This is a genomic window from Pseudomonas sp. TAA207 (assembly GCF_001529285.1).
Classification (GTDB): Bacteria; Pseudomonadota; Gammaproteobacteria; order Pseudomonadales; family Pseudomonadaceae; genus Aquipseudomonas; species Aquipseudomonas weihenstephanensis.
Genome location: NZ_LLWJ01000072.1, coordinates 322415 through 344752, shown reverse-complemented (window position 1 = coordinate 344752; position 22338 = coordinate 322415). Strand labels below are relative to the sequence as shown.

Sequence of the window (22338 nt, the reverse complement as noted above, 5' to 3'; positions counted from 1 at the left end):
GTTTTTTAGATAGACCGCGAAGTATAGGGACTTCGCCCTTCTTAAAGAACCCTTTGCACAAAATTTAACCAGCTGTGGATAAGGGCAAGATAGATAAATAAATAGAGAAGAAATTTATAAAGCTTTGTTTTTATGTTTATTTCTACTGAGGCACATTTCTGTGGATAGATTGCTACAGGCCATATTCTACGTACTGTACAGGGATTCAAAAGTCTGTGGTCATGTGCCAATGAGGGCCGTGAATAAGTGCTTTAAGCCTGTGGGTAAAACAGGTGCTTATCCACAGGGGTGGTTATCTTCAGTTTTCAGGCCTACTTACCCACTGACCTGAAGGCCAGTTATGCACAGGGCTTATTCCACAGAAAAAGAGTAAATGGGCCAATACACAGACAGGCGAAAGCCGCCTGAATGAAGGATTCATCAAGCGTTTAGTCGATCAGGAAGGAATCAAGGCGATGAATGGCAGGCCCGCATGCCGTCGGTGAAGATGCAGATTAAGGTCAAAAAACATCGGGCTGATGATGGCAATTTACTCCAGAGATGCACAGATCTGCCCCTGTTGCAGGGTAATCAAGCACTGGCCGCAAGCTTCGCGGCGGCATCAATGGCGTATGGGAGGAGTCACTCAGTAGGAATGTGGGTCACGGTAGCAAGATGATTGATCTCTGTAGCCGCTGACACGGTACAAGGCTGCGATGGGTTGTGCGAAGCAGCACCGGCAATCTGAAGCCCTTCGGTCCTTTTCGAAGCCTCGCTACGCCTCTCAGCGGCTACAGTACGTCGTTACTTACCGATACAGAAGCTGGAGAAAATCCGCCCCAGCAAATCATCGGAACTGAAGGCCCCGGTAATTTCGCCCAGTGAATGCTGTGCCTGGCGTAAATCTTCAGCCAACAACTCTCCTGCGCCCGCGAGGGTCAATTGCGCGCGACCGTGTTCAAGCGCTGCACTGGCATGACTCAAGGCCTCCAGATGGCGACGCCGTGCGCTGAAGCTGCTCTCAGAGGTCTGTTCATAGCCCATGCAGGCTTTGAGGTGCTCACGCAGCAAGTCCAGGCCTGCGGTGGAGCGGGCGCTCAGGCTGATCGTGACATGGCCATCTGCGCTGACCTCAAGCGCTATATTTTCGCCGCTCAAGTCGGCCTTGTTACGGATCAAGGTCACTTTCGCAGGGTCAGGACGCTGCTCCAGAAATTCTGGCCACAGAGCAAACGGGTCTTGTGCTTCCGGTGCCGTGGCATCCACCACCAACAGCACACGGTCAGCTTCACCAATGGCCTTGAGCGCCCGTTGCACGCCAATTTTTTCGACATGATCGTCGGTATCACGCAAGCCTGCCGTGTCGACCACATGCAATGGCATGCCATCAATGTGGATATGTTCGCGCAACACGTCGCGAGTGGTACCTGCGATTTCAGTCACGATCGCCGCTTCACGTCCGGCCAATGCGTTGAGCAGGCTCGACTTGCCTGCATTTGGGCGCCCCGCAATAACCACCGTCATGCCATCGCGTAGCAACGCACCTTGCCCCGCTTCGCGCTGAACGGTGGATAACTCTTCACGGACCTTGTCGAGCATGCCCAGCACATGGCCATCTGCTAAAAAGTCGATTTCTTCTTCCGGGAAATCAATCGCTGCTTCGACATAGATGCGTAAACCGATCAGTTGCTCGGTCAAGTTATGCACACGCTGTGAGAAAGCGCCCTGCAAGGAACGTAATGCGTTGCGCGCAGCCTGTGCAGAACTTGCTTCGATCAAGTCGGCAATGGCTTCGGCTTGAGCCAGATCGAGCTTGTCATTCAAAAATGCGCGTTCGCTGAATTCTCCCGGACGCGCCAGGCGGCAACCCAACTGGATGCAGCGCTGCAACAACATATCCAGCACGATCGGGCCGCCGTGGCCTTGGAGTTCCAGTACGTCTTCGCCAGTAAACGAGTGGGGGCCAGGAAAATAAAGTGCGATGCCTTCGTCCAGCACCTCACGGTTTTCTCCGTAAAAAGGGCCGTAATGGGCGTAGCGCGGTTTCAACTCACGCTCACAAAACGCTTGGGCCGCAGCCCGGGCGAGTGGCCCGGAAACACGTACGATCCCCACACCACCTCGGCCTTGGGCGGTTGCTACTGCGGCAATGGTTTGTGCCGGAACACTCATAAAACAGGCCTCAAAACAAAAGTGACGGATAGCAAAACGCCCCACTAGGGGGCGTTTTGAGTGGTGCGCATCAGAGTAAGTTATTCAGCTGCTTTTTTGGTAGCGGCTTCAACTTTACGCGTGATGTACCACTGCTGAGCGATAGACAGGCAGTTGTTCACAACCCAGTACAGCACCAGACCAGCCGGGAACCACAGGAAGAAGAAGGTGAAGATGATTGGCATCAGCTTCATCACCTTGGCCTGCATCGGGTCCGGCGGAGTCGGGTTCAGACGCTGCTGGATGAACATGGTTGCGCCCATGATGATCGGCAGAATGAAGAACGGGTCTTTGATCGACAGGTCGGTAATCCAGAGCATGAACGGCGCCTGGCGCATTTCAACACTTTCCAGAAGTACCCAGTACAAGGACAGGAAGACCGGCATCTGCACCAGAATCGGCAAGCAGCCGCCCAGTGGATTGATCTTCTCTTTCTTGTACAGCTCCATCATCGCTTGCGACATTTTCTGACGGTCATCACCGAACTGCTCTTTCAGAGCGGCCAGTTTTGGCGCCACAGCGCGCATGCGAGCCATCGATTTGTAGCTGGCAGCCGACAGCGGGAAGAAGATCCCTTTGATCAGCATGGTCAGGAAGATGATCGACCAGCCCCAGTTACCCACGATGCTGTGGATATGTTGCAGCAGCCAGAAAATAGGCTGGGCAATGAACCACAGAATGCCGTAGTCGACAGTCAGTTCCAGACCTGGGGATAACTCTTTGAGTACGCCCTGGCTTTTTGGCCCTGCATACAACGTGGCACTGGTTTCAGCGGTTTTGCCCGGCTCAACGGTCAACGTTGGGCCAGTGAAACCGATGATGTAGTTGCCCTGGTTGTCTTTGCGGGTCTGAACGACGTTGTTATCGCCTTTCTGTGGGATCCACGCGGTCACAAAGTAGTGTTGCAACCAGGCAACCCAGCCACCTTGAACGGTTTCTTTCAGCTGGCCTTTGTCGATATCTTTCATCGACACTTTTTTGTACGGCTCTGCACTTGTCCACAGGGCGGCGCCCAGGTAAGTCGCAGTACCGGTGGCGGTGCTGGAAGAAGGATCGGAGCTGGCATCACGTTTCAATTGCGCGAACAGGTTGCCGTTCCACGGCTTGCCGCTCTCGTTATCAATCAAATAAGTGACTTGTACATCGTAAAGGCCACGCTTGAGCGTGAAGCGCTTGATGTAATTGACGCCGTTTTCGCTGAATTTGAGATCAACAACCATTTGATCCTGGCCTGGAGCCAGTTCATAAGTCTTTTTCTCAGCGCTGAAAACAGGGCGACCCGACGAACGTGCATCAGGACCGTCTACGCCTGTCAGGCCACTTTGTGCCAAATAGGTGCGTTCGTTGCCGTTATCGAACAACTGAAACGGAACATCCGGGTGATCCTGGCGACGCGGGTAGAGCGGCAGACGCAACTGGGCGATGTCACCACCCTGTGGATCAATTGCAATATCCAGAACGTCGGTTTTTACATGAATCAGGTCTTTGCTGGCAGCAACCGGTGTTTCGGTCACCGTGCTGGTATCAGCAGAGGCGCTAGGGACATCAGCACTGTTGGAAGCGTTGTTACCTGGAACCGTGTCGGGCAAAGCCGGCGCGGTCGTACTGCTGGCGGCAACATTCTGAGTCGGCAGAGCAGCTTGACCGTAGTCCTGGTTCCATTTGAGAACCATAACGTAGGACACGACTGCCAGGGCGACGATCAGGATCGTGCGTTTAATATCCATGATTACTCGGCCATCGAAGAAGAACGGGAGGTAGGGATAGGTGGAACCGGGTCATAACCACCGGGATTCCACGGGTGACAGCGACCTAAACGACGAAAGGTCAGCCAGCCGCCGCGAAGAACGCCATGATTTTCGATGGCTTCCAACGCGTAGCAGGAACAACTGGGGTAGAAACGGCAGTGGCTGGCCATCAAAGGACTAATGGCATAGCGATAAAACTGGATCGGAACGAGTGCCAGTTTACGCATCAGGACTGCCTACCCCTACAGTTTCGGTTTTAACCGCTGGAACTGGCGTGTTACGTGCCAGACGCTTCCAGAGTTTGCCGAAATGCTGAATCAATTCGGGGTTCTCTACGTCACCCAAACCTTTGCGCGCGACGATTACGATATCCCAACCAACCAGTAAATCCTGGTGGAGACGAAACGATTCACGCATCAAACGCTTAAGGCGGTTGCGCTCAACGGAGAGCTTTACGCTCTTTTTACCGATCACTAACCCCAGGCGGGGGTGATCCAGATCGTTGTTGCGCGCAAGGAGCAGGAGATTTTTCCCCGGTACCTTGCCGGTGGGGGAGTCAAAGACTGCCTTGAAATGTCGGGGAGTGAGTAACCGCTTTTCCCGACTGAAGTCCTGACTCACCACCATTGTCTGATTATCAAACTGCCAGACGCGCACGGCCTTTGGCGCGGCGACGCGACAGGACGGCACGGCCGTTTTTAGTAGCCATGCGTGCACGGAAACCGTGAGTGCGGGCGCGTTTGATAGTGCTTGGTTGGAAAGTACGTTTCATGTCGTGCTACCTGGTTCGTCCACAACGGGCCGGAATGGCCCCCGTTTTAAGAGACCGGCGATTCTAGAGAATGCAAGCCAATAGGTCAATTTCCAACCAGCCTTTCCTGGTAAATAGATGTCGAGGCTTTTACGCAAACCTTTTGCCTGCCAACTATAGAAATAAAAAAACGAAGTATTTAAAGCTCTTTTAAAGAACTTACTACTCTTATAGAGGCCACCTTCTGTGGATAACTCGCGCTAGGCCATATAAAACAAGGTGTATAGAGAATTGAAAGGTTGTCCACAAGCCGTGCTTTGCCTGTGCCACGCCTTCGGAAAAGCTGTGCATGAAAGGGCTATTTATCCACAGGCGACTTATGCACAGAGTTTCACCCCCACTTGTGCAATGGGCTTAGGCCCGCTTATCCACAGAGCTTACGCACCGACCATTTGTCGCTTTTTTTAGGGATAAAAACCGAATATCTCCTTATAGACAGGCAACCTACATGTGGATAAGTGGGCGAGTGACCGCTACAATGGCGCCTGTTTTTGCCTCACCGGCTTTCAACTTAGGGGATATCCGTGTCAGTGGAACTTTGGCAGCAGTGCGTAGAGCTTTTGCGCGATGAGCTGCCTGCCCAGCAATTCAACACTTGGATCCGTCCACTACAGGTCGAAGCCGAAGGCGACGAGTTGCGCGTGTATGCACCCAACCGCTTTGTCCTCGACTGGGTGAATGAGAAGTACCTGAGCCGTTTACTTGAGCTATTGAATGAGCACAGCAATGGCATGGCGCCAGCGTTGTCCTTATTAATAGGCAGCAAACGCAGCTCGGCACCTCGTGCAGCGCCCAATGCACCGTTGGCGGCCGCCGCCTCGCAACAGGCGCCAGCGCCTGCTCCGAGTGCACCTGCCAATACCGTCAGTGCGCCTGCTCCGGCGCCTAAACAGGCTGCGCAAGCGAGCGAAGAACCGTCGCGTGCCAGCTTCGACCCGATGGCTGGCGCCAGTTCGCAACAGGCCCCGGTCCGGGCTGAGCAACGTACCGTTCAAGTCGAAGGCGCGCTCAAGCACACCAGTTACCTGAACCGCACCTTTACCTTCGAAAACTTCGTTGAGGGCAAGTCCAACCAACTGGCCCGCGCTGCGGCGTGGCAGGTGGCGGATAACCCCAAACATGGTTACAACCCGCTGTTCCTGTATGGCGGCGTTGGCTTGGGTAAAACGCACTTGATGCATGCGGTAGGTAACCACCTGCTGAAAAAGAACCCGAATGCCAAGGTGGTTTACCTGCATTCGGAGCGTTTTGTAGCTGACATGGTTAAAGCCCTTCAGCTCAATGCGATCAACGAGTTCAAGCGTTTCTACCGTTCGGTCGATGCCTTGCTTATCGATGACATTCAGTTCTTTGCCCGCAAGGAGCGGTCCCAGGAAGAGTTTTTCCACACCTTCAACGCCCTGCTTGAAGGCGGTCAGCAAGTGATTCTGACCAGCGACCGTTACCCTAAAGAGATCGAAGGCCTTGAAGAGCGCCTCAAATCCCGTTTCGGTTGGGGGCTGACCGTTGCCGTCGAGCCGCCAGAACTTGAAACCCGTGTCGCGATCCTGATGAAAAAGGCCGACCAGGCTAAAGTCGATCTGCCGCACGACGCTGCCTTCTTTATTGCCCAACGCATACGTTCAAACGTGCGGGAGCTTGAAGGCGCACTCAAGCGAGTCATTGCTCACTCGCACTTCATGGGCCGCGACATCACCATTGAGTTGATTCGCGAATCCCTGAAAGACTTGCTGGCGCTGCAAGACAAACTGGTGTCTGTGGATAACATTCAGCGCACGGTCGCTGAGTACTACAAGATCAAAATTTCAGATCTGCTGTCCAAGCGCCGTTCGCGCTCGGTAGCGCGACCACGTCAGGTCGCCATGGCACTGTCCAAAGAACTGACCAACCACAGCTTGCCGGAAATCGGCGACGTGTTTGGCGGTCGAGACCACACCACGGTCTTGCACGCATGCCGCAAGATCAACGAACTCAAGGAATCCGACGCGGACATCCGCGAGGACTACAAGAACCTGCTGCGTACACTGACCACCTGATGACACCAGCGCAGCTTATTAAGGCAAGGGACTAGACCATGCATTTCACCATTCAACGCGAAGCCCTGTTGAAACCCCTGCAACTGGTCGCAGGCGTCGTTGAACGCCGCCAGACCTTGCCGGTATTGTCCAACGTGCTGTTGGTTGTCGAAGGCCAGCAATTGTCGCTGACCGGTACCGACCTTGAAGTCGAACTGGTCGGCCGCGTTCAGCTAGAAGACATCGCCGAGCCTGGCGAAATCACCGTACCTGCGCGCAAGCTGATGGATATCTGCAAAAGCCTGCCGAACGATGCGCTGATCGATATCAAGCTGGACGATCAAAAACTGGTTGTTAAAGCCGGTCGTAGCCGATTTACCCTGTCTACGTTGCCCGCCAACGATTTCCCGACGGTTGAAGAAGGCCCCGGCTCGCTGACCTGCAACTTGCAGCAAAGCAAACTTCGCCGCCTGATCGAGCGCACCAGCTTCGCAATGGCGCAGCAGGACGTGCGTTATTACCTCAACGGCATGCTTCTGGAAGTGTCCGCCGGCATCATCCGCGCTGTTGCCACCGACGGTCACCGTCTGGCGATGTGCTCGATGAAAGCCGATATTGGCCAGCCAGACCGCCATCAGGTCATCGTGCCGCGTAAGGGCATCCTTGAGTTGGCACGCCTGCTGACCGAGCCGGACGGTGAAGTCAGCATCGTATTGGGCGCGCACCACATCCGTGCCACCACGGGCGAGTTCACGTTCACCTCCAAGCTGGTAGACGGCAAGTTCCCTGACTACGAGCGCGTGCTACCTAAAGGTGGTGACAAAACCGTGATCGGTGATCGTCAGGCGTTGCGCGAAGCCTTTAGCCGTACGGCCATCCTGTCCAACGAAAAATACCGCGGTATTCGCCTGCAACTGGCTAACGGTCAATTGAAAATCCAGGCCAACAACCCGGAACAGGAAGAAGCGGAAGAAGAAGTGGGCGTTGACTACAACGGTGGCTCGCTCGAAATCGGCTTCAACGTGAGCTACCTGCTGGACGTGCTGGGCGTGATGACCACTGAACAAGTGCGTCTGATCCTTTCCGACTCCAACAGCAGTGCACTGGTGCAAGAGTCGGACAACGACGATTCGGCCTACGTTGTTATGCCGATGCGCCTGTAACTTATGCACAGCCTGCGCTAGATGTCCCTCAGTCGTGTCACAGTCACCGCGGTGCGTAACCTGCACCCGGTGACCTTCTCTCCCTCCCCCCGCATTAATATCCTGTACGGCGATAACGGCAGCGGAAAAACCAGCGTGCTGGAAGCAATCCACCTGTTGGGTTTGGCGCGTTCGTTTCGCAGTGTGCGACTCAATCCTGTGATTCAGCATGAACAACAGGCTTGCACCGTGTTCGGTCAGGTCGAGTTGGCAGAAGGCGGAAACAGTGCTTTGGGTATTTCGCGGGACCGTCAAGGAGAGTTTCAGATCCGTATCGACGGCCAGAATGCGCGCAGTGCAGCGCAATTGGCCGAGATACTGCCACTGCAACTGATCAACCCGGACAGCTTCCGTCTATTGGAAGGTGCCCCAAAGATCCGTAGGCAGTTTCTCGACTGGGGGGTGTTCCACGTCGAGCCACGCTTCATGTCGACCTGGCAGCGGCTACAGAAGGCCCTGCGGCAGCGGAACTCATGGCTGCGGCATGGTACACTCGACGCCGTTTCACAAGCGGCCTGGGACCGGGAACTGTGCCTGGCCAGTGCTGAAATTGATGAATACCGCCGCGCCTATATCAAAGCCTTGAAACCAGTCTTTGAGCAGACCCTGAGCGAATTGCTTGAGCTCGAAGGGTTAACGCTGAGCTATTACCGTGGTTGGGACAAAGACCGAGAGCTGAGCGCTGTGCTCGCCGCGTCCGTCCACCGGGACCAGCAAATGGGACACACCCAGGCTGGGCCACAACGTGCTGATTTACGCCTCAAGCTGGGCGCACACAACGCCGCAGAGATTCTGTCGCGCGGCCAGCAGAAGTTAGTGGTGTGTGCGTTGCGCATTGCCCAGGGGCATTTGGTCAGTCAGGCACGCCGTGGCCAATGTATTTATCTGGTGGATGACCTGCCGTCCGAACTGGACGAGCAGCATCGCCAAGCACTGTGTCGCTTGTTGGAAGACTTACGCTGCCAGGTGTTTATCACCTGTGTAGATCACGAATTATTGAGGGAAGGCTGGCAGACGGAAACGCCAGTTGCGCTGTTCCACGTGGAACAGGGCTGTATCACCCAGACCCACGACCATCGGGAGTGAAGGCATTGAGCGAAGAAAACACGTACGACTCAACGAGCATTAAAGTGCTGAAAGGCCTTGATGCCGTACGCAAACGTCCCGGTATGTACATTGGTGACACCGACGATGGCAGCGGTCTGCACCACATGGTGTTCGAAGTAGTCGACAACTCTATCGACGAAGCGCTGGCTGGCCATTGCGACGACATCACCATCACCATCCACCCGGATGAATCCATCACCGTGCGCGATAACGGTCGTGGCATCCCGGTAGACGTGCATAAAGAAGAAGGCGTTTCCGCAGCCGAGGTCATCATGACCGTGCTGCACGCCGGCGGTAAGTTCGATGACAACTCCTACAAAGTATCCGGCGGTCTGCACGGTGTAGGTGTTTCGGTGGTTAACGCCCTGTCTGAGCTGTTGGTTCTGACAGTGCGCCGTAGCGGCAAAATCTGGGAACAGACTTACGTACACGGTGTTCCGCAGGCACCGATGGCAATCGTGGGCGAAAGCGAAACCACGGGGACCCAGATCCACTTCAAGCCATCGGCAGAGACGTTCAAGAACATCCACTTCAGCTGGGACATCCTGGCCAAGCGGATTCGTGAACTGTCCTTCCTCAACTCCGGTGTAGGCATCGTCCTCAAGGATGAGCGCAGCGGCAAGGAAGAACTGTTCAAGTACGAAGGCGGTCTGCGCGCATTCGTGGATTACCTGAACACCAACAAGACCCCGGTCAACGAAGTCTTCCACTTCAATGTTCAGCGTGAAGACGGCATTGGCGTTGAAATCGCCTTGCAGTGGAACGACAGCTTCAACGAGAACCTGTTGTGCTTCACCAACAACATTCCGCAGCGCGATGGCGGCACCCACTTGGTGGGTTTCCGCTCGGCACTGACGCGTAACCTCAACACCTACATCGAAGCTGAAGGCCTGGCCAAAAAGCACAAAGTTGCCACCACCGGTGATGACGCGCGTGAAGGCTTGACCGCAATCATCTCGGTAAAAGTGCCGGACCCTAAGTTCAGCTCTCAGACTAAAGACAAGCTGGTGTCTTCTGAAGTGAAGACCGCAGTGGAACAGGAAATGGGCAAGTTCTTCTCCGATTTCCTGTTGGAGCACCCGAACGAAGCCAAGCTGATTGTCGGCAAGATGATTGACGCGGCCCGTGCCCGTGAAGCTGCCCGTAAAGCCCGTGAGATGACTCGCCGTAAAGGCGCGTTGGATATCGCCGGTTTGCCAGGCAAGCTGGCTGACTGCCAGGAAAAAGACCCGGCACTGTCCGAACTGTACCTGGTGGAAGGTGACTCTGCTGGCGGCTCCGCCAAGCAGGGACGTAACCGCCGTACCCAAGCGATCCTGCCGTTGAAAGGCAAGATCCTTAACGTTGAAAAAGCGCGTTTCGACAAGATGATCTCTTCGCAAGAAGTCGGCACCTTGATCACCGCGCTGGGCTGCGGCATTGGCCGCGACGAATACAACATCGACAAGCTGCGCTATCACAACATCATCATCATGACCGATGCTGACGTCGACGGTTCGCACATCCGTACCCTACTGCTGACCTTCTTCTTCCGTCAGTTGCCTGAGCTGATCGAGCGTGGCTACATCTACATCGCTCAGCCGCCGTTGTACAAAGTGAAAAAGGGCAAGCAAGAGCAATACATCAAAGACGACGAGGCCATGGAAGAGTACATGACCCAGTCGGCGCTTGAAGACGCCAGCCTGCACTTGAACGAAGAAGCCCCGGGCATCTCCGGTGAGGCGTTGGAACGTCTGGTTTACGACTTCCGCATGGTGATGAAAACCCTCAAGCGGTTGTCGCGCCTGTACCCGCAAGAGCTGACCGAGCACTTCATCTACCTGCCAGCCGTGACCCTTGAGCAATTGGGCGACCACGCGGCCATGCAAGACTGGATGAGCAAGTACGAAGCCCGTCTGCGTCTGGTCGAGAAGTCGGGCCTGGTGTACAAAGCCAGCCTGCGTGAAGACCGTGAGCGTAACGTCTGGTTGCCAGAGGTCGAATTGATCTCCCACGGCCACTCGACCTTCATCACCTTCAACCGCGACTTCTTCGGCAGCAACGATTACAAAACCGTTGTGACACTGGGCGCTCAACTGAGCACTCTGTTGGACGAGGGCGCGTACATTCAGCGCGGTGAGCGTAAAAAGGCCGTGACTGAGTTCAAAGAAGCACTGGACTGGTTGATGGCCGAAAGCACCAAGCGCCACACCATCCAGCGCTACAAAGGTCTGGGTGAAATGAACCCGGAACAACTTTGGGAAACCACCATGGACCCAAGCGTGCGTCGCATGCTGAAAGTCACCATTGAAGACGCGATCGGTGCTGATCAGATCTTCAACACCTTGATGGGCGACGCTGTTGAACCACGTCGTGAGTTCATCGAGAGCAACGCACTGGCAGTGTCCAACCTGGACTTCTGATGCGGGTGTAATGCGCAATAAAAAGGCCAACGCTCAGCGTTGGCCTTTTTTATGCGCGATCAATACAGGCGATCAGAACTGCCAGCTCAGATTCAAACCCATGCCATGCGCCTTTTCTTTGTTGCTTAACTGGCCGTTGTAATCCAGCTCCAGGCGCGTAGCTTTACCCAGCGCCATGCCTACCCGAGCGCCCACCACGGCTGCATCGCGTGCCAATGAAACGCTTTGCACGCTAAACGCGGTGCTGCCCGCTACAAAGCTCAAATCCTGATCCGAATGCACGGCGTTCAGGTTGTGTTGCCACCCTAAACTCCCCGCTACGTCCAGCTGTTGATCACGGCCTAATGTGAGGGTTTTTGCGGCCCGTAAGCCCAAGGTCGAGAGCAGCGCTTCGCGATTGTCACGACGACCTTGCAGTGCCGCTGCCCCACCCTTTTCATGGAAGCTGTCGCTGCCCACATGCACGTACGTCAGGTTGGCGAAGGGTTCCAGCGCCAGTGTTTGCAACTCAACGCGATACGCGGCTTCGGTAAACACTTGCGCGGTTTGGGCGTCGCGTTTTGTTTTGTGTTTGGCATCGATGTCGGCGAATTGCACCTCGCGTTTTACATCGATGCGGTTCCAGCTGTAAGAACCCCCAACGCTCAGGCGCAGCGCGTCAATTTCATGCCCCAGATACGCACCCAAGTGATAGCTGTCGGTGGAGGCTGTTGAATGCGTGCCGTCCCCCATGTTCAGGCCGCTGTGGCTATAACCGGTGAACACACCCAGGCGTGTCGCATCGCTTATCAAACCGTCCGCGCCCACCAACATCCCGCCCAAAGAGGTGGTGTAGTTGGCATTGGCTGAGCCTGCGTTGGTTTTACCCCACGCACCGAGGGCTTTGACCCACACGTTGTTTTGCCCTGCTACTTCTGGGCTGGCGCTGTATAAGTCGTGCTGGCGAAGACGATCACCCACGGCATCGCGAAGATGACGGGTGTCGTTGATCAATTGCGTAGCAATCGCGGGATGTATTTCACCACTCAATTGCTGATAGGCCTGACGCGCACTGGCCACCGAAGGTGACAGCAAAACGCCTTCGTAGACGGCGTTGCCTGCGTTTAAGCCTTCAGCTGCTTGCGCCACGGCGCGTTGATTGGCGGTCAACGCGACGCTGGCAAAGGAGGTTGCATTGCGCTCGATACCCAACTGCACTGCCGTGGCGGAGTAATCGAGTTGCCCGCCGATAAACAGATAATTGGGCAACACGTCGCCAAATTGGCCGTCAATTCCGCCGGCCGCTTGCAGGATGTCGAACTGTTGCCCCAACAGGCTTTGGGTTTGCTGGCGGCTTAGCAGCGCGGGGTTATTTTCCAGCGCCAGTGTCACGGTGCCGCCCTTGAGTGTGGCTTTGCCGCCCGCCACGATCCGGTCGCTTTGGGTAGGGGATAACTGCACGGCGTAGGTCGAGCCTGATTCAAACGTTATGTCGCCCGCCACGTTCAGCGTACCGATGGAATTGCCCGGTGCCACAGTGCCGCCGTGGGTCGCCGTGAGCGCCGCGACCTGACCACTGCCGCCCAGGGTGCCGCCAGCGTTCACCGTCACGGCCGAGCTGAGCGAACCATTGATGGCCAGCAGGCCCTGATTGACCGCAGTCGGGCCGCTGTAGGTGTTGGCACCGGTCAACACCAGCGTGCCGAGACCGAGTTTGGTCAGCCCGCCGTGCCCGCTAATATTGTTGCGCCATACATCACGCCCACAACTGATGTCGCTACAACGTCGTTCTGTGGGTTTACCCGCATCGATGAGGGCGCCCACACCGGGCAAGTCCGCCACAAACTGGCCGTTGCCATAAGCCCCTTCAACCCGCAAGGGTTGTGGAATATCGGCATCGGCAATCAACATGCTCGGGCCGTCGATGGCTTTGTGCAGGTTGATCATGCCCCAGCCATACAACTCGTCGATGCCCGGCGCGCCCAGGTCAGTCGCTGTGGACTTCAGCACACCTGCGATCTGCGCACCGGTCATGTAGGGGAAGCGCTCCATCAACACGGCCGCACTGCCCGCCACATGGGGCGCCGCCATTGAGGTGCCGCTTTTGTTGCCATAACCGACGGTCATGTTTTCCAGCGTGGTGCCTTCAATGATTGCGCTGTAAATAGTGCTACCCGGTGCTGACACACAAAAACTCGCCGCATACCCGCAACGGGACGAGAACTTGCTCAGGGTGTAAGGCGTTGTACTGTTGCTGTCCGGGTTTTGCTGCAAGCTGGCGACGGTGATCCAGTTTGGCGCGATGTCCGGTACAAAGTGCGCCAGCCCTGCAATCGCGTCGGGGTTGTTCAGGTTGTAGTCATTGCCGGCGGCAAAAATTGTCACGATACCGCTGCGTGCGGATTCGATAGCGCCGCGGTAAGCGCCCCCGGCTTTGGTGTCGAGCAATGGCAGGATTTGATCGAACTGAGCTTGCGCATCGTTCACCGTGAAATGCGGGTAAGCCGGATTGCTGCCACCGAGGTTGAATTTATCGGTGATGCCAATGCCCCAGCTGTTGTTGATGATCCGTGCTCCGCTGGCCGCCAGTGCATCCCACCCGGCCTTGTACACCGCACCGTCATTGCCGCGAATGATGCCGTCTTCGGGGCCGGGGTCGCCGTTGTCCGCCATGATGATCTGCGCGCCATACGCCACACCGTGCATGGGGCCGCCGTCTCGGTCACCGGCGGCAATGCCGCCGACGTGGGTGCCGTGCGAGCCCAGTTTGCCATTGGAGCCGGCGGACGGGCTGCCATCGTAAATAAACGCGTCACCGGCTTTGACCGCAATGTACGGGTCGGTGTATTCGCGAATCCCTGTAGTCACCACGGTGACCACTTTGTTCGGGCTACTGAATTCGGGGTGTTGGGCGTACACCGGCTGGTCGAAGATCCCGAGCTTGACGCCTTTACCGCTGTAACCTGCCGCGTAAGCGTCTTGCGCGTTGATGGCGCCCAACCCCCAGTCAGCCTTGAATTCAGGGCTGCGCCAGCTGTCAGGCTGCCCGCCCCGCCCTGCTTCTATATAAGGTGCGGCTTGCGCCTGGCCTAGCAGGCTCAGGGTCGCCAGCCCCAGGCTCACTGAAAGCGCACGCTTGCTAAACGGTAGTGCGCGTTTTTTTTGCACAGGCAGACGCTGCCCACGTAGTGATTCCATGCCGGTAACCTTCCTTGGTGGATTGCTGATTAGCCCTGCGCCTTGAGGCACAGGGAGGGATGAACGTTGGGGCATCAGAACTGCCAATTCAGGCTCAAGCCCACTCCGTGGCTTTTCTCCTGAGTGGCCAGTTGGCCGCTGTAATCCAGATTGATCCGCAGATCACGATTGATCGCCAGGCTCGCATGCGCGCCCACCCGTGCGGCGTTGCGCACCAGAGGCGAGCTTTCAATCGCAAAGGAGGGGCCACCCGAAGCGAAACGCAGATGCGCGTCTGAATCGACCGAGCTGAGGGCATGCTGCCAGCCCACACTGCCCGCCAGCTCCAGCGGCTGGGCGGCGATATGCACGGTTTTCAGCGCCCGCAGGCCCACGGTGCTAAGCACGGCATCGCGCTGGTCCTGGCTGGCTTTGAGCGCGGCGGCGTCACCTTTTTCGGTAAAGCCGTCACTGTTCAAATGGATGTACGCCAGATTGACGAACGGTTCCAGGCTCAGCGCGGGTACGTTCATGCGATAAGCCGCTTCGGTAAACAGCTGCACGGTTTGTGCGTCGCGTTTGGTTTTTTGTTTGGCGCTGTTGTCGTTGTAGTGCAAGTCGCGCTTCACCTCGGCGCGATGCCAGCTGTAGGTGGCTGCGCCGCTCAAGCGCACGGCGCCCAGCGTATGGCCGAGGTAGGTGCCCACGTGGTAACTGTCCACCGTGGCGCGCGAATGCGTACCCGCGCCCATGTTCAGCGAGCTGTCGCTGTAACCGCCCAGCACACCCAATTGGGTGTTGTCGTCGAGTGCCCCATCAACGCCCGCCAGCAGGCCGCCAATCGAGGTGGTGTAATCAGCCGTGTCGTGGCGGCTATCGGTTTTGCCCCATGCCCCAAGCGCTTTGATCCACACGCTAGGCGCTGTTGGCGGCGCATTGCGGGTGCCTGCCGGGTTGAGACGTTCGCCTACCGCGTCGCGCAATTGGCGGCTGTCGTTGATCAGCATCGTGCCCAGCGCCGGGTAAATTTCACCGGATAACTGTTGAAACGCGCTTTGCGCCACTGCGATGGAAGGCGCGCTCAGCACGCTCTCATACACCGCATTGCCAGCACCGAGTTGTTCACTGGCCATCGCCACGGCCCGCTGATTGGGCGTCGCCGCGACGTGGGCAAAGGGGGTGGCGTTGCGCTCGATGTCCAGTTGCACGGCCGTGGCCGAGTAATCGAGGCTGGCGCCGATGAACAGGTAATTAGGTACAACGCTGGCGAATTGCCCTTGCACCCCGCCTGCGGCTTGCAGGATTTGATACTGACGGCCGAGCATGCTGCGTGCTTGTGGCTGGGTCAGGACGTCAGGGTCGTTTTCCAGCGCCAGCGTCACAACACCGCCATTGAGCACGGTTGCGCCACTCACGAGCAGGCGGTCACTGTGGGCTGTGGATAACTCCACGGCATAGGTTGAACCTTGTTCGAAGGTCACATTGCCGTCGACCTGCAGGGTGCCAATCGAGTTGCCCGGAGCCACGGTAGCCCCCGCGTTGGCAATCAATCCGCCAACACGGCCCGTTCCGCCAAGTGAACCGCTGTTGTTAACCGTCACCCTCGAGGCCAGCGAACCGTTGACGTTGAGCCTGCCGCCATTGACGGTGGTGGCGCCGCGATACGTGTTGGCGCCATTCAACGTCAGGCTGCCTGCGCCGGACTTGATCAAGCTGCCCTGATATTCACGTTGTGCGCCAGCCGCATCGCGGGCCATGCCAATCGCATAATCGGTGTGCTCTTGCTGACTGGCGTTGCTCGCCAGGCCATGAGTCCAGCCCTTGTCGATTAAGGTTTGTTGCCAGGCTTGGTGCTCAGCAGCGTCTTCTTTCTGGCGCGCCGCCAAGGCGGTATCTGACAGGTTGTTACTCCATACATCCTGTTGCCCGGGCGCCAATTGCACATCGAAGGTGCCGAGTAACTGGCCCGGCCCTTTCATTGCCCGGTCCAGATCGGGCACACCCCAACCCACACGGGTTGTGGGCGTGTCGGTGATCGAACCGTCCAGTTGAGTCGAGGTCGTTAATAGCACTTCCAGGGCTTGCTGATTATTCAGATACGGATAGCGCTCCATGACCAACGCCAATGCGCCAGTGGCATGCGGGGCAGACATCGACGTACCGGATTTAACCCCGTAGCCGTCACCGGGAACGGTGCTGTTGATCAGCGCGCCGGGCGTGGCAATGCACCAATATTTGGCGATACCGCATTGGTTATATTTTTGCTGATTGTTTTTATCCAGCCCCGACACGGCCAGCCAGTGCCCTTCCAGGTCGGGCTGAAAATACGGCAGTGCGGAGCGCACGCTGGCATTGGCCACCCCACTGTTACCGGCACTGAACACGTTAATCACGCCACGGCGCGACACATCGGCCGCAGCATCCAGCCATGTGTTCTGGTTGTAGTGCTGTGCATAGGCGGCGTGCAAGCCGTCGAGGGTTTGGTAGTTCACGTCTTTGGGCTGGCTGCCCCAACTGTTGTTGATGGCGCGTACCCCGGCATCGGCGAGCGCGTTATAAGCGGCCTTGAAATACAGGGCGTCAGGCTTGGGGCCAAACAGAAAGCTGTCGTTTTGATTGGTATTGGCCACATACAGATCGGCATTAAAGGCGACACCGTGCATGCCGACGCCATCGCGGGCGGCGGCAATGGTGCCCGTGACGTGAGTGCCGTGGGAATCGTTACGCGGGTTGAGCTGGCCACTGACTGAAAACGGTGTGCCGTCTGCGGATTGACCGCTGGCTGTCACGGCATGAAAACGTGCGGCTTCGGGATGGCCGGCGTCAAAACCGGAGTCCATCACCCCAATCTTGACCCCGGCGCCGGTGATGCCTGCGGCGTAAGCGGCATCGGCTGACAGACGCTTGAGGCCCCAATCCTGTTGGTACTCGGCCGAGCGCCAACTGGCGACATCGCCGAGCGTACCCTGTTCTTGATACTGCGCGCGGGCGGGGGTTGAAAGCAGTACCAGCAGGCTGGCGCACAGCATAGGCGCGGCGCTGCCACGACGAACGTCCTTGTTCATAAAAGCTCACTTTTTATCGTTATAAGAGCGTGGGCTTCTATAGCGAAGACCCGATTGAAGGGCGTGACTGTAGAACAGGCATCAGGCCTCTGCCGGAATTAACCGCAAGCTGTGGGCTGTTTCGCGTTTTTACCCGAAACCCCAAAGATTACGACGACCAGGTCATCGGACGCCGCCTTCGGCAGCGGTTAAGGGTTCACGGTGCGAGCAGGATGGTTTGTTCGGCTGTGCATAACTCCAGCAAAAAATCCCACACCACGCGTAACCTCACCGACTTGTGCAACTCGCGCCGAGTGCTAATCCAGTAGCTGCGCTGCACGGACTCTTGCGGCAAAACCCGCACCAGTTCGCTGTCGTGGCGGGCCATGTAATTGGGCAGCACTGCGATGCCTAATCCGGCACGCGCTGCTTGCTGCTGGGCAATCACGCTGGTGCTGCGAAATGTCACGGTCGGCGTGCGACAGAAGGTGTTGAGAAATAACAACTCCTGGCTGAACAACAGATCATCGACGTAGCCAATCCAGTGGTGATGCGCCAGATCATCGCGGTGGTTGAGCGGCGGAGCCTGCTCCAGATAGGCGGGACTGGCGTAAAGCGCGAGGGTGTAATCGGTGAGTTTGCGCGTGATCAACATGTCGGCGTTGGGCCGCTCCAGATGAATACTGATTTCGGCCTCACGGTTGAGGATGCTGACAAACCGTGGAACTGCGACCAATTCCACTTCCAGCCCCGGATAGCGCTCAAACAAACCGCGCAGGCGTGAGGTGATGAACATGATGCCAATGCCTTCGGTGACGCCCAGACGGATCTTGCCCAGCGGCGTCATGGCCTGGGTGATTTCTTCCTGGGCCAGCAGGGCAACGTTTTCCATCGCTTCGGCATGTTTGAGCAGCGCCTGCCCGGCGGGTGTCAGTTCATACCCCTGTGCATGCTGCACAAACAATGCGGCCCCCAAGTGCCGCTCGATGCTGTCAATGTGCCGCGCCACCGTGCTGTGGGTGGTGTTCATGCGTTTGGCGGCGGTCAGCAAGCGCCCGCTGCGGTGTAACTCCAGAAAGTAGCGCAGGTCATTCCAGTCGAACATGGTCATCCCCGAGTGCGGCGTATGGGCCAACTGTGCAAAAACGCACAGGCCGTGGGCAAAATCGCGCGTTTTCATCTCGAAATTAATCAATACGATGGTGTAGGACAATAAAAATAAAGACAGGCGCGAGGTGCTTCATGCCATCAGCCACTCAGGTATACGACTACATCATCGTGGGCGCGGGCCCTGCGGGTTCTGTGCTGGCGAATCGGCTGTCGGCCAATCCTGCCCACAAGGTGCTGCTGCTCGAAGCGGGCGGGCAAGACAACTACCCCTGGATTCATATTCCGGTGGGTTATCTGTATTGCATTGGCAACCCGCGCACCGACTGGTGCTTCAAAACCGAGGCGCAGGCCGGGTTGCAAGGGCGCCGCTTGAGCTATCCGCGCGGCAAGGTGTTGGGTGGCAGCTCGTCGATCAACGGCATGATCTACATGCGCGGGCAGGCGGGTGATTACGATCGCTGGGCTGAGCAGGGCAATCCGGGCTGGGCCTGGAAAGACGTACTGCCCCTGTTCAAGCGCAGTGAAAAACACTGCGATGGCAACGCGCACTTGCATGGCGGTGACGGTGAGTGGCGTGTCGAGCAACAGCGCTATTCATGGCCCATTCTCGATGCGTTCCGGGACGCCGCGGCGCAAAGCGGCATTCCCACGGTGGGCGATTTCAACACCGGCGACAATCAGGGCTGTGGATACTTTCAGGTCAATCAGCGCGCAGGTGTGCGCTGGAATGCCTCCAAAGCCTTTTTACGGCCTATCCTCAAACGTCCAAATCTGACCGTTCTGACCGATGTGCAGGTCAACAAAGTGCTACTGACCGCAGGTCGCGCCACCCATGTACGCGCCCGCTGGCAAGGCTGCGAGCATGACATTCAAGCTCAACGTGAAATCATCCTGTGCGCCGGCGCCATTGGTTCGCCTGGCATTTTGCAGCGTTCGGGGATTGGCCCGCGCCCACTGCTGGAAAGCCTGGGCATCAAGGTCGAGCACGAACTGCCTGGGGTGGGTGGCAACCTGCAAGATCACCTGCAACTGCGTCTGATTTTCAAACTGAGCAATGCGCGCACCCTCAACCAAGTGGCCAATAGCCTGTGGGGCAAGTTAGGCATGGGCCTGCGTTACGCCTACGATCGCAGCGGTCCGCTGGCGATGGCGCCCAGCCAATTGGGGGCGTTTGTAAAGTCAGACCCTGCGCAACCGTCCGCCAATTTGCAGTACCACGTGCAGCCCTTGTCGCTGGAACGCTTTGGCGAGCCTTTGCACCGCTTTCCTGCGTTTACCGCATCGGTGTGTAACCTGCGGCCCAAGAGCCGGGGCCGCGTGGATATTCGTTCAGCCAACCCGGACGATGCGCCGCTGATCGACCCTAATTACCTGAGCCACCCTGACGATTTAAACGTCGCGGCAGATGCCATTCGCCTGACCCGTAACATTGTGGCCAGCCCTGCCCTGCAAGGCTTCAGTCCCGAGGAGTATCTGCCAGGCAAAGACCTGCAAACCGAGCAACAGCTGTACGAAGCCGCCGCTCGTATAGGTACGACGATTTTCCACCCGGTGGGCACCTGCCGTATGGGCCAGGACACTCAGGCGGTGGTCGATGCTGAGTTGCGCGTCCATGGCGTGCCGGGTTTGCGGGTGGCCGACGCTTCGATCATGCCGGATATCGTGTCAGGCAATACCTGTTCACCCACCCTGATGATTGGCGAAAAAGCCGCGCAATTGATCCTCGACACCCCGATTCAGACAGCAGAAACACCCGTAGAACAGTTTCGCGCAGCAGCAACACCGGTCGCCTGAAGGCGGTCGTGGTTTCGGTCGCAGTCATCCGGAACCGACAGTGGACAACAACAATAATCACTGTGGCCCCAAGGGCCGAGGGCATTGAAAATGTCAGACTCCATCGCACAAACCGCCAGCGTCGCGAAAGCGCCGACAGGCCGTGAAGAACGAAAAATCATTTTTGCGTCATCCCTCGGGACTGTTTTCGAGTGGTATGACTTTTTCTTGTATGGCGCCCTGGCCACCGTCCTGAGCAAACAGTTCTTTGCCGGGGTTAACGACACCACCGCATTCATTTTTGCCTTGATGGCCTTTGCGGCGGGTTTTTTGGTCAGGCCGTTCGGGGCGTTGGTGTTTGGCCGGTTAGGCGACATGATCGGGCGAAAATACACCTTCCTGATGACCATCATTCTGATGGGCTTATCGACCTTTGCTGTGGGCTTGCTGCCGACCTACACCAGCATCGGCATTGCCGCACCGATCATGCTGGTGCTGTTGCGCATGCTTCAGGGGCTGGCGCTGGGCGGTGAATATGGTGGCGCCGCCACCTACGTCGCAGAACACGCGGCGCCCGGCAAACGCGGTTTTAACACCAGCTGGATTCAATCCACCGCCACCTTGGGCTTGTTGCTGTCGTTGTTGGTGGTGCTGGGCTGCCGTTACCTGACCGGCGACCAGTTTGAAGTGTGGGGCTGGCGCCTGCCGTTCCTGCTCTCCATCGTGCTGCTGGGCATCTCGACGTGGATCCGCTTGAGCATGCACGAGTCGCCCGCCTTCGTGAAAATGAAGGCCGAAGGCAAAGGCAGTAAATCGCCGATCCGCGAGTCGTTCGGCAAATGGGAAAACCTCAAGATCGTGCTGATCGCGCTGTTTGGCATCAACGCGGGGCAAGCGGTGACCTTCTACACCGCGCAATTCTACGTGCTGTTCTTCCTGACGCAGATGCTCAAGATGGACCCGGCGCAGGCCAATACCCTCTTGATTATCAGCGTGGTGATTGGTGCACCGTTCTTTATCTTCTTTGGCTGGCTGTCAGACCGTGTGGGGCGTAAACCGATTCTGATGCTGGGCTTGCTGCTGGCCACCGTGCTGTACTTCCCGTTATTCAAAGCACTGAGCTATTACGCCAACCCGCAAATCGACACCGCGAGTCGCCAATCGCCAATCGTGGTAATGGCCGACCCGTCCACCTGCACCTTCCAGTTTGACCCCGTTGGCAAGGCGCGCTTTGACAGCCCCTGCGATAAAGTCAAAACCTTCCTGGTCAAGCAAGGGTTGCCCTACACCTCGGTGGCGGCAGCGCCCGGCACCCTAGTTGAAGTGTCAGTGGGTGAGCAAAAAATCACCGGCTTTGACGAAGCGGCAATGCGCGCGGCGATTACCGACGCAGGCTATCCGGCCAAGGCGGACCCGAGTGCCGTGAACCAACCGATGGTGGTGCTGGTGATGGTGCTGCTGACCCTGATCGCGACCATGACCTACGGCCCGCTGGCAGCGGTGATGGTGGAGCTGTTCCCTACCCGTATTCGCTACACCTCCATGTCACTGCCGTATCACATCGGTAATGGCTGGTTTGGTGGCTTCTTGCCGACCGTGTCGTTTGCGCTGGTGGTGTACACCGGGGACATCTTTTACGGGCTGTGGTACCCGGTGGTGATCACCGGTGTCAGCCTGGTGGTGGGAGTGCTGTGCCTCAAAGAAACCCGCAATGTGGATATCGATAAGGTTTGAGACTGCGCGCTATTGCGCTCTCCCCTCAGCCCGCGCCTACAGAGGA

At 57.2% G+C, this 22338-nt stretch carries 14 protein-coding genes; 6 read left to right on the top strand and 8 right to left on the bottom strand.

The genetic code is table 11. From position 1 onward, the window contains the following. Positions 1-783: 783 nt before the first annotated feature. From mnmE to rpmH, 5 genes are all read right to left on the bottom strand, one after another. Positions 784-2151: a tRNA uridine-5-carboxymethylaminomethyl(34) synthesis GTPase MnmE gene (gene mnmE, locus AP059_RS21310; protein WP_059766082.1), complete on the bottom strand. Its 1368-nt coding sequence runs from the start codon at positions 2149-2151 to the stop codon at positions 784-786. A gap of 80 nt (positions 2152-2231) precedes the next feature. Then, positions 2232-3917: a membrane protein insertase YidC gene (gene yidC / locus AP059_RS21305; RefSeq protein ID WP_048363771.1), complete on the bottom strand. Its 1686-nt coding sequence runs from the start codon at positions 3915-3917 to the stop codon at positions 2232-2234. A 2-nt stretch (positions 3918-3919) separates the two neighbouring features. After that, complete coding sequence (gene yidD / locus AP059_RS21300) at positions 3920-4165, bottom strand: membrane protein insertion efficiency factor YidD (protein WP_048402126.1); 246 nt, start codon at positions 4163-4165, stop codon at positions 3920-3922. Further along, positions 4158-4559, bottom strand: coding sequence for a ribonuclease P protein component (rnpA, locus tag AP059_RS21295; RefSeq protein ID WP_203302153.1), 402 nt, complete (start codon positions 4557-4559; stop codon positions 4158-4160). The genes yidD and rnpA overlap by 8 nt, the downstream gene beginning before the upstream one ends. A gap of 16 nt (positions 4560-4575) precedes the next feature. Further along, positions 4576-4710, bottom strand: coding sequence for a 50S ribosomal protein L34 (rpmH, locus tag AP059_RS21290; protein ID WP_003213577.1), 135 nt, complete (start codon positions 4708-4710; stop codon positions 4576-4578). Positions 4711-5273: 563 nt separating this feature from the next. On the opposite strand from rpmH, the gene dnaA reads away from it, so the two are divergent. The 4 genes from dnaA to gyrB are packed head-to-tail and all read left to right on the top strand — an operon-like array spanning position 5274 to position 11475. Beyond that, entirely contained in the window at positions 5274-6785 is a 1512-nt protein-coding gene (dnaA, locus tag AP059_RS21285) for a chromosomal replication initiator protein DnaA (RefSeq protein ID WP_059766080.1), read from the top strand. A gap of 38 nt (positions 6786-6823) precedes the next feature. Continuing rightward, positions 6824-7927 carry a DNA polymerase III subunit beta gene (gene dnaN / locus AP059_RS21280; RefSeq protein WP_048363774.1) on the top strand — a complete coding sequence of 368 codons (1104 nt, stop codon included), beginning with the start codon at positions 6824-6826 and terminating at the stop codon, positions 7925-7927. A 21-nt stretch (positions 7928-7948) separates the two neighbouring features. Beyond that, positions 7949-9052 carry a DNA replication/repair protein RecF gene (gene recF, locus AP059_RS21275; protein WP_059766077.1) on the top strand — a complete coding sequence of 368 codons (1104 nt, stop codon included), beginning with the start codon at positions 7949-7951 and terminating at the stop codon, positions 9050-9052. 5 nt (positions 9053-9057) lie between these two features. Next, a complete protein-coding gene (gyrB, locus tag AP059_RS21270) occupies positions 9058-11475 on the top strand; it encodes a DNA topoisomerase (ATP-hydrolyzing) subunit B (RefSeq protein ID WP_059766218.1) in 2418 nt (805 codons plus the stop codon). 72 nt (positions 11476-11547) lie between these two features. Here the strand turns inward: gyrB and AP059_RS21265 are convergent, their stop codons facing one another. The 3 genes from AP059_RS21265 to AP059_RS21255 all read right to left on the bottom strand — a co-directional run bounded on the left by AP059_RS21265 (position 11548) and on the right by AP059_RS21255 (position 18780). Next, positions 11548-14652, bottom strand: a complete 3105-nt coding sequence (locus AP059_RS21265; protein ID WP_082706850.1) for an autotransporter serine protease — start codon at positions 14650-14652, stop codon at positions 11548-11550. Between the two features lie 74 nt (positions 14653-14726). Continuing rightward, positions 14727-17660 carry an autotransporter serine peptidase EprS gene (gene eprS / locus AP059_RS21260; protein WP_371260644.1) on the bottom strand — a complete coding sequence of 978 codons (2934 nt, stop codon included), beginning with the start codon at positions 17658-17660 and terminating at the stop codon, positions 14727-14729. 232 nt (positions 17661-17892) lie between these two features. After that, the gene (locus tag AP059_RS21255; RefSeq protein WP_059766214.1) at positions 17893-18780 is read right to left on the bottom strand and encodes a LysR family transcriptional regulator; all 888 of its coding nucleotides are present in this window, start codon (positions 18778-18780) and stop codon (positions 17893-17895) included. A 137-nt stretch (positions 18781-18917) separates the two neighbouring features. Between AP059_RS21255 and AP059_RS21250 the strand changes: the two genes are divergently transcribed. Beyond that, positions 18918-20579: a GMC family oxidoreductase gene (locus tag AP059_RS21250; RefSeq protein ID WP_059766072.1), complete on the top strand. Its 1662-nt coding sequence runs from the start codon at positions 18918-18920 to the stop codon at positions 20577-20579. 90 nt (positions 20580-20669) lie between these two features. Next, complete coding sequence (locus AP059_RS21245) at positions 20670-22292, top strand: MFS transporter (RefSeq protein ID WP_059766070.1); 1623 nt, start codon at positions 20670-20672, stop codon at positions 22290-22292. The last annotated feature ends 46 nt before the right edge of the window (positions 22293-22338 follow it).

Coding starts and splice junctions, on each gene's coding strand:
- mnmE (WP_059766082.1), bottom strand. CDS start 2,151: ATGAGTGTTCCGGCACAAACCATTGCCGCAGTAGCAACCGCCCAAGGC.
- yidD (WP_048402126.1), bottom strand. CDS start 4,165: ATGCGTAAACTGGCACTCGTTCCGATCCAGTTTTATCGCTATGCCATT.
- eprS (WP_371260644.1), bottom strand. CDS start 17,660: ATGCTGTGCGCCAGCCTGCTGGTACTGCTTTCAACCCCCGCCCGCGCG.
- rpmH (WP_003213577.1), bottom strand. CDS start 4,710: ATGAAACGTACTTTCCAACCAAGCACTATCAAACGCGCCCGCACTCAC.
- yidC (WP_048363771.1), bottom strand. CDS start 3,917: ATGGATATTAAACGCACGATCCTGATCGTCGCCCTGGCAGTCGTGTCC.
- AP059_RS21245 (WP_059766070.1), top strand. CDS start 20,670: ATGTCAGACTCCATCGCACAAACCGCCAGCGTCGCGAAAGCGCCGACA.
- AP059_RS21265 (WP_082706850.1), bottom strand. CDS start 14,652: ATGGAATCACTACGTGGGCAGCGTCTGCCTGTGCAAAAAAAACGCGCA.
- AP059_RS21255 (WP_059766214.1), bottom strand. CDS start 18,780: ATGTTCGACTGGAATGACCTGCGCTACTTTCTGGAGTTACACCGCAGC.
- dnaN (WP_048363774.1), top strand. CDS start 6,824: ATGCATTTCACCATTCAACGCGAAGCCCTGTTGAAACCCCTGCAACTG.
- AP059_RS21250 (WP_059766072.1), top strand. CDS start 18,918: ATGCCATCAGCCACTCAGGTATACGACTACATCATCGTGGGCGCGGGC.
- recF (WP_059766077.1), top strand. CDS start 7,949: ATGTCCCTCAGTCGTGTCACAGTCACCGCGGTGCGTAACCTGCACCCG.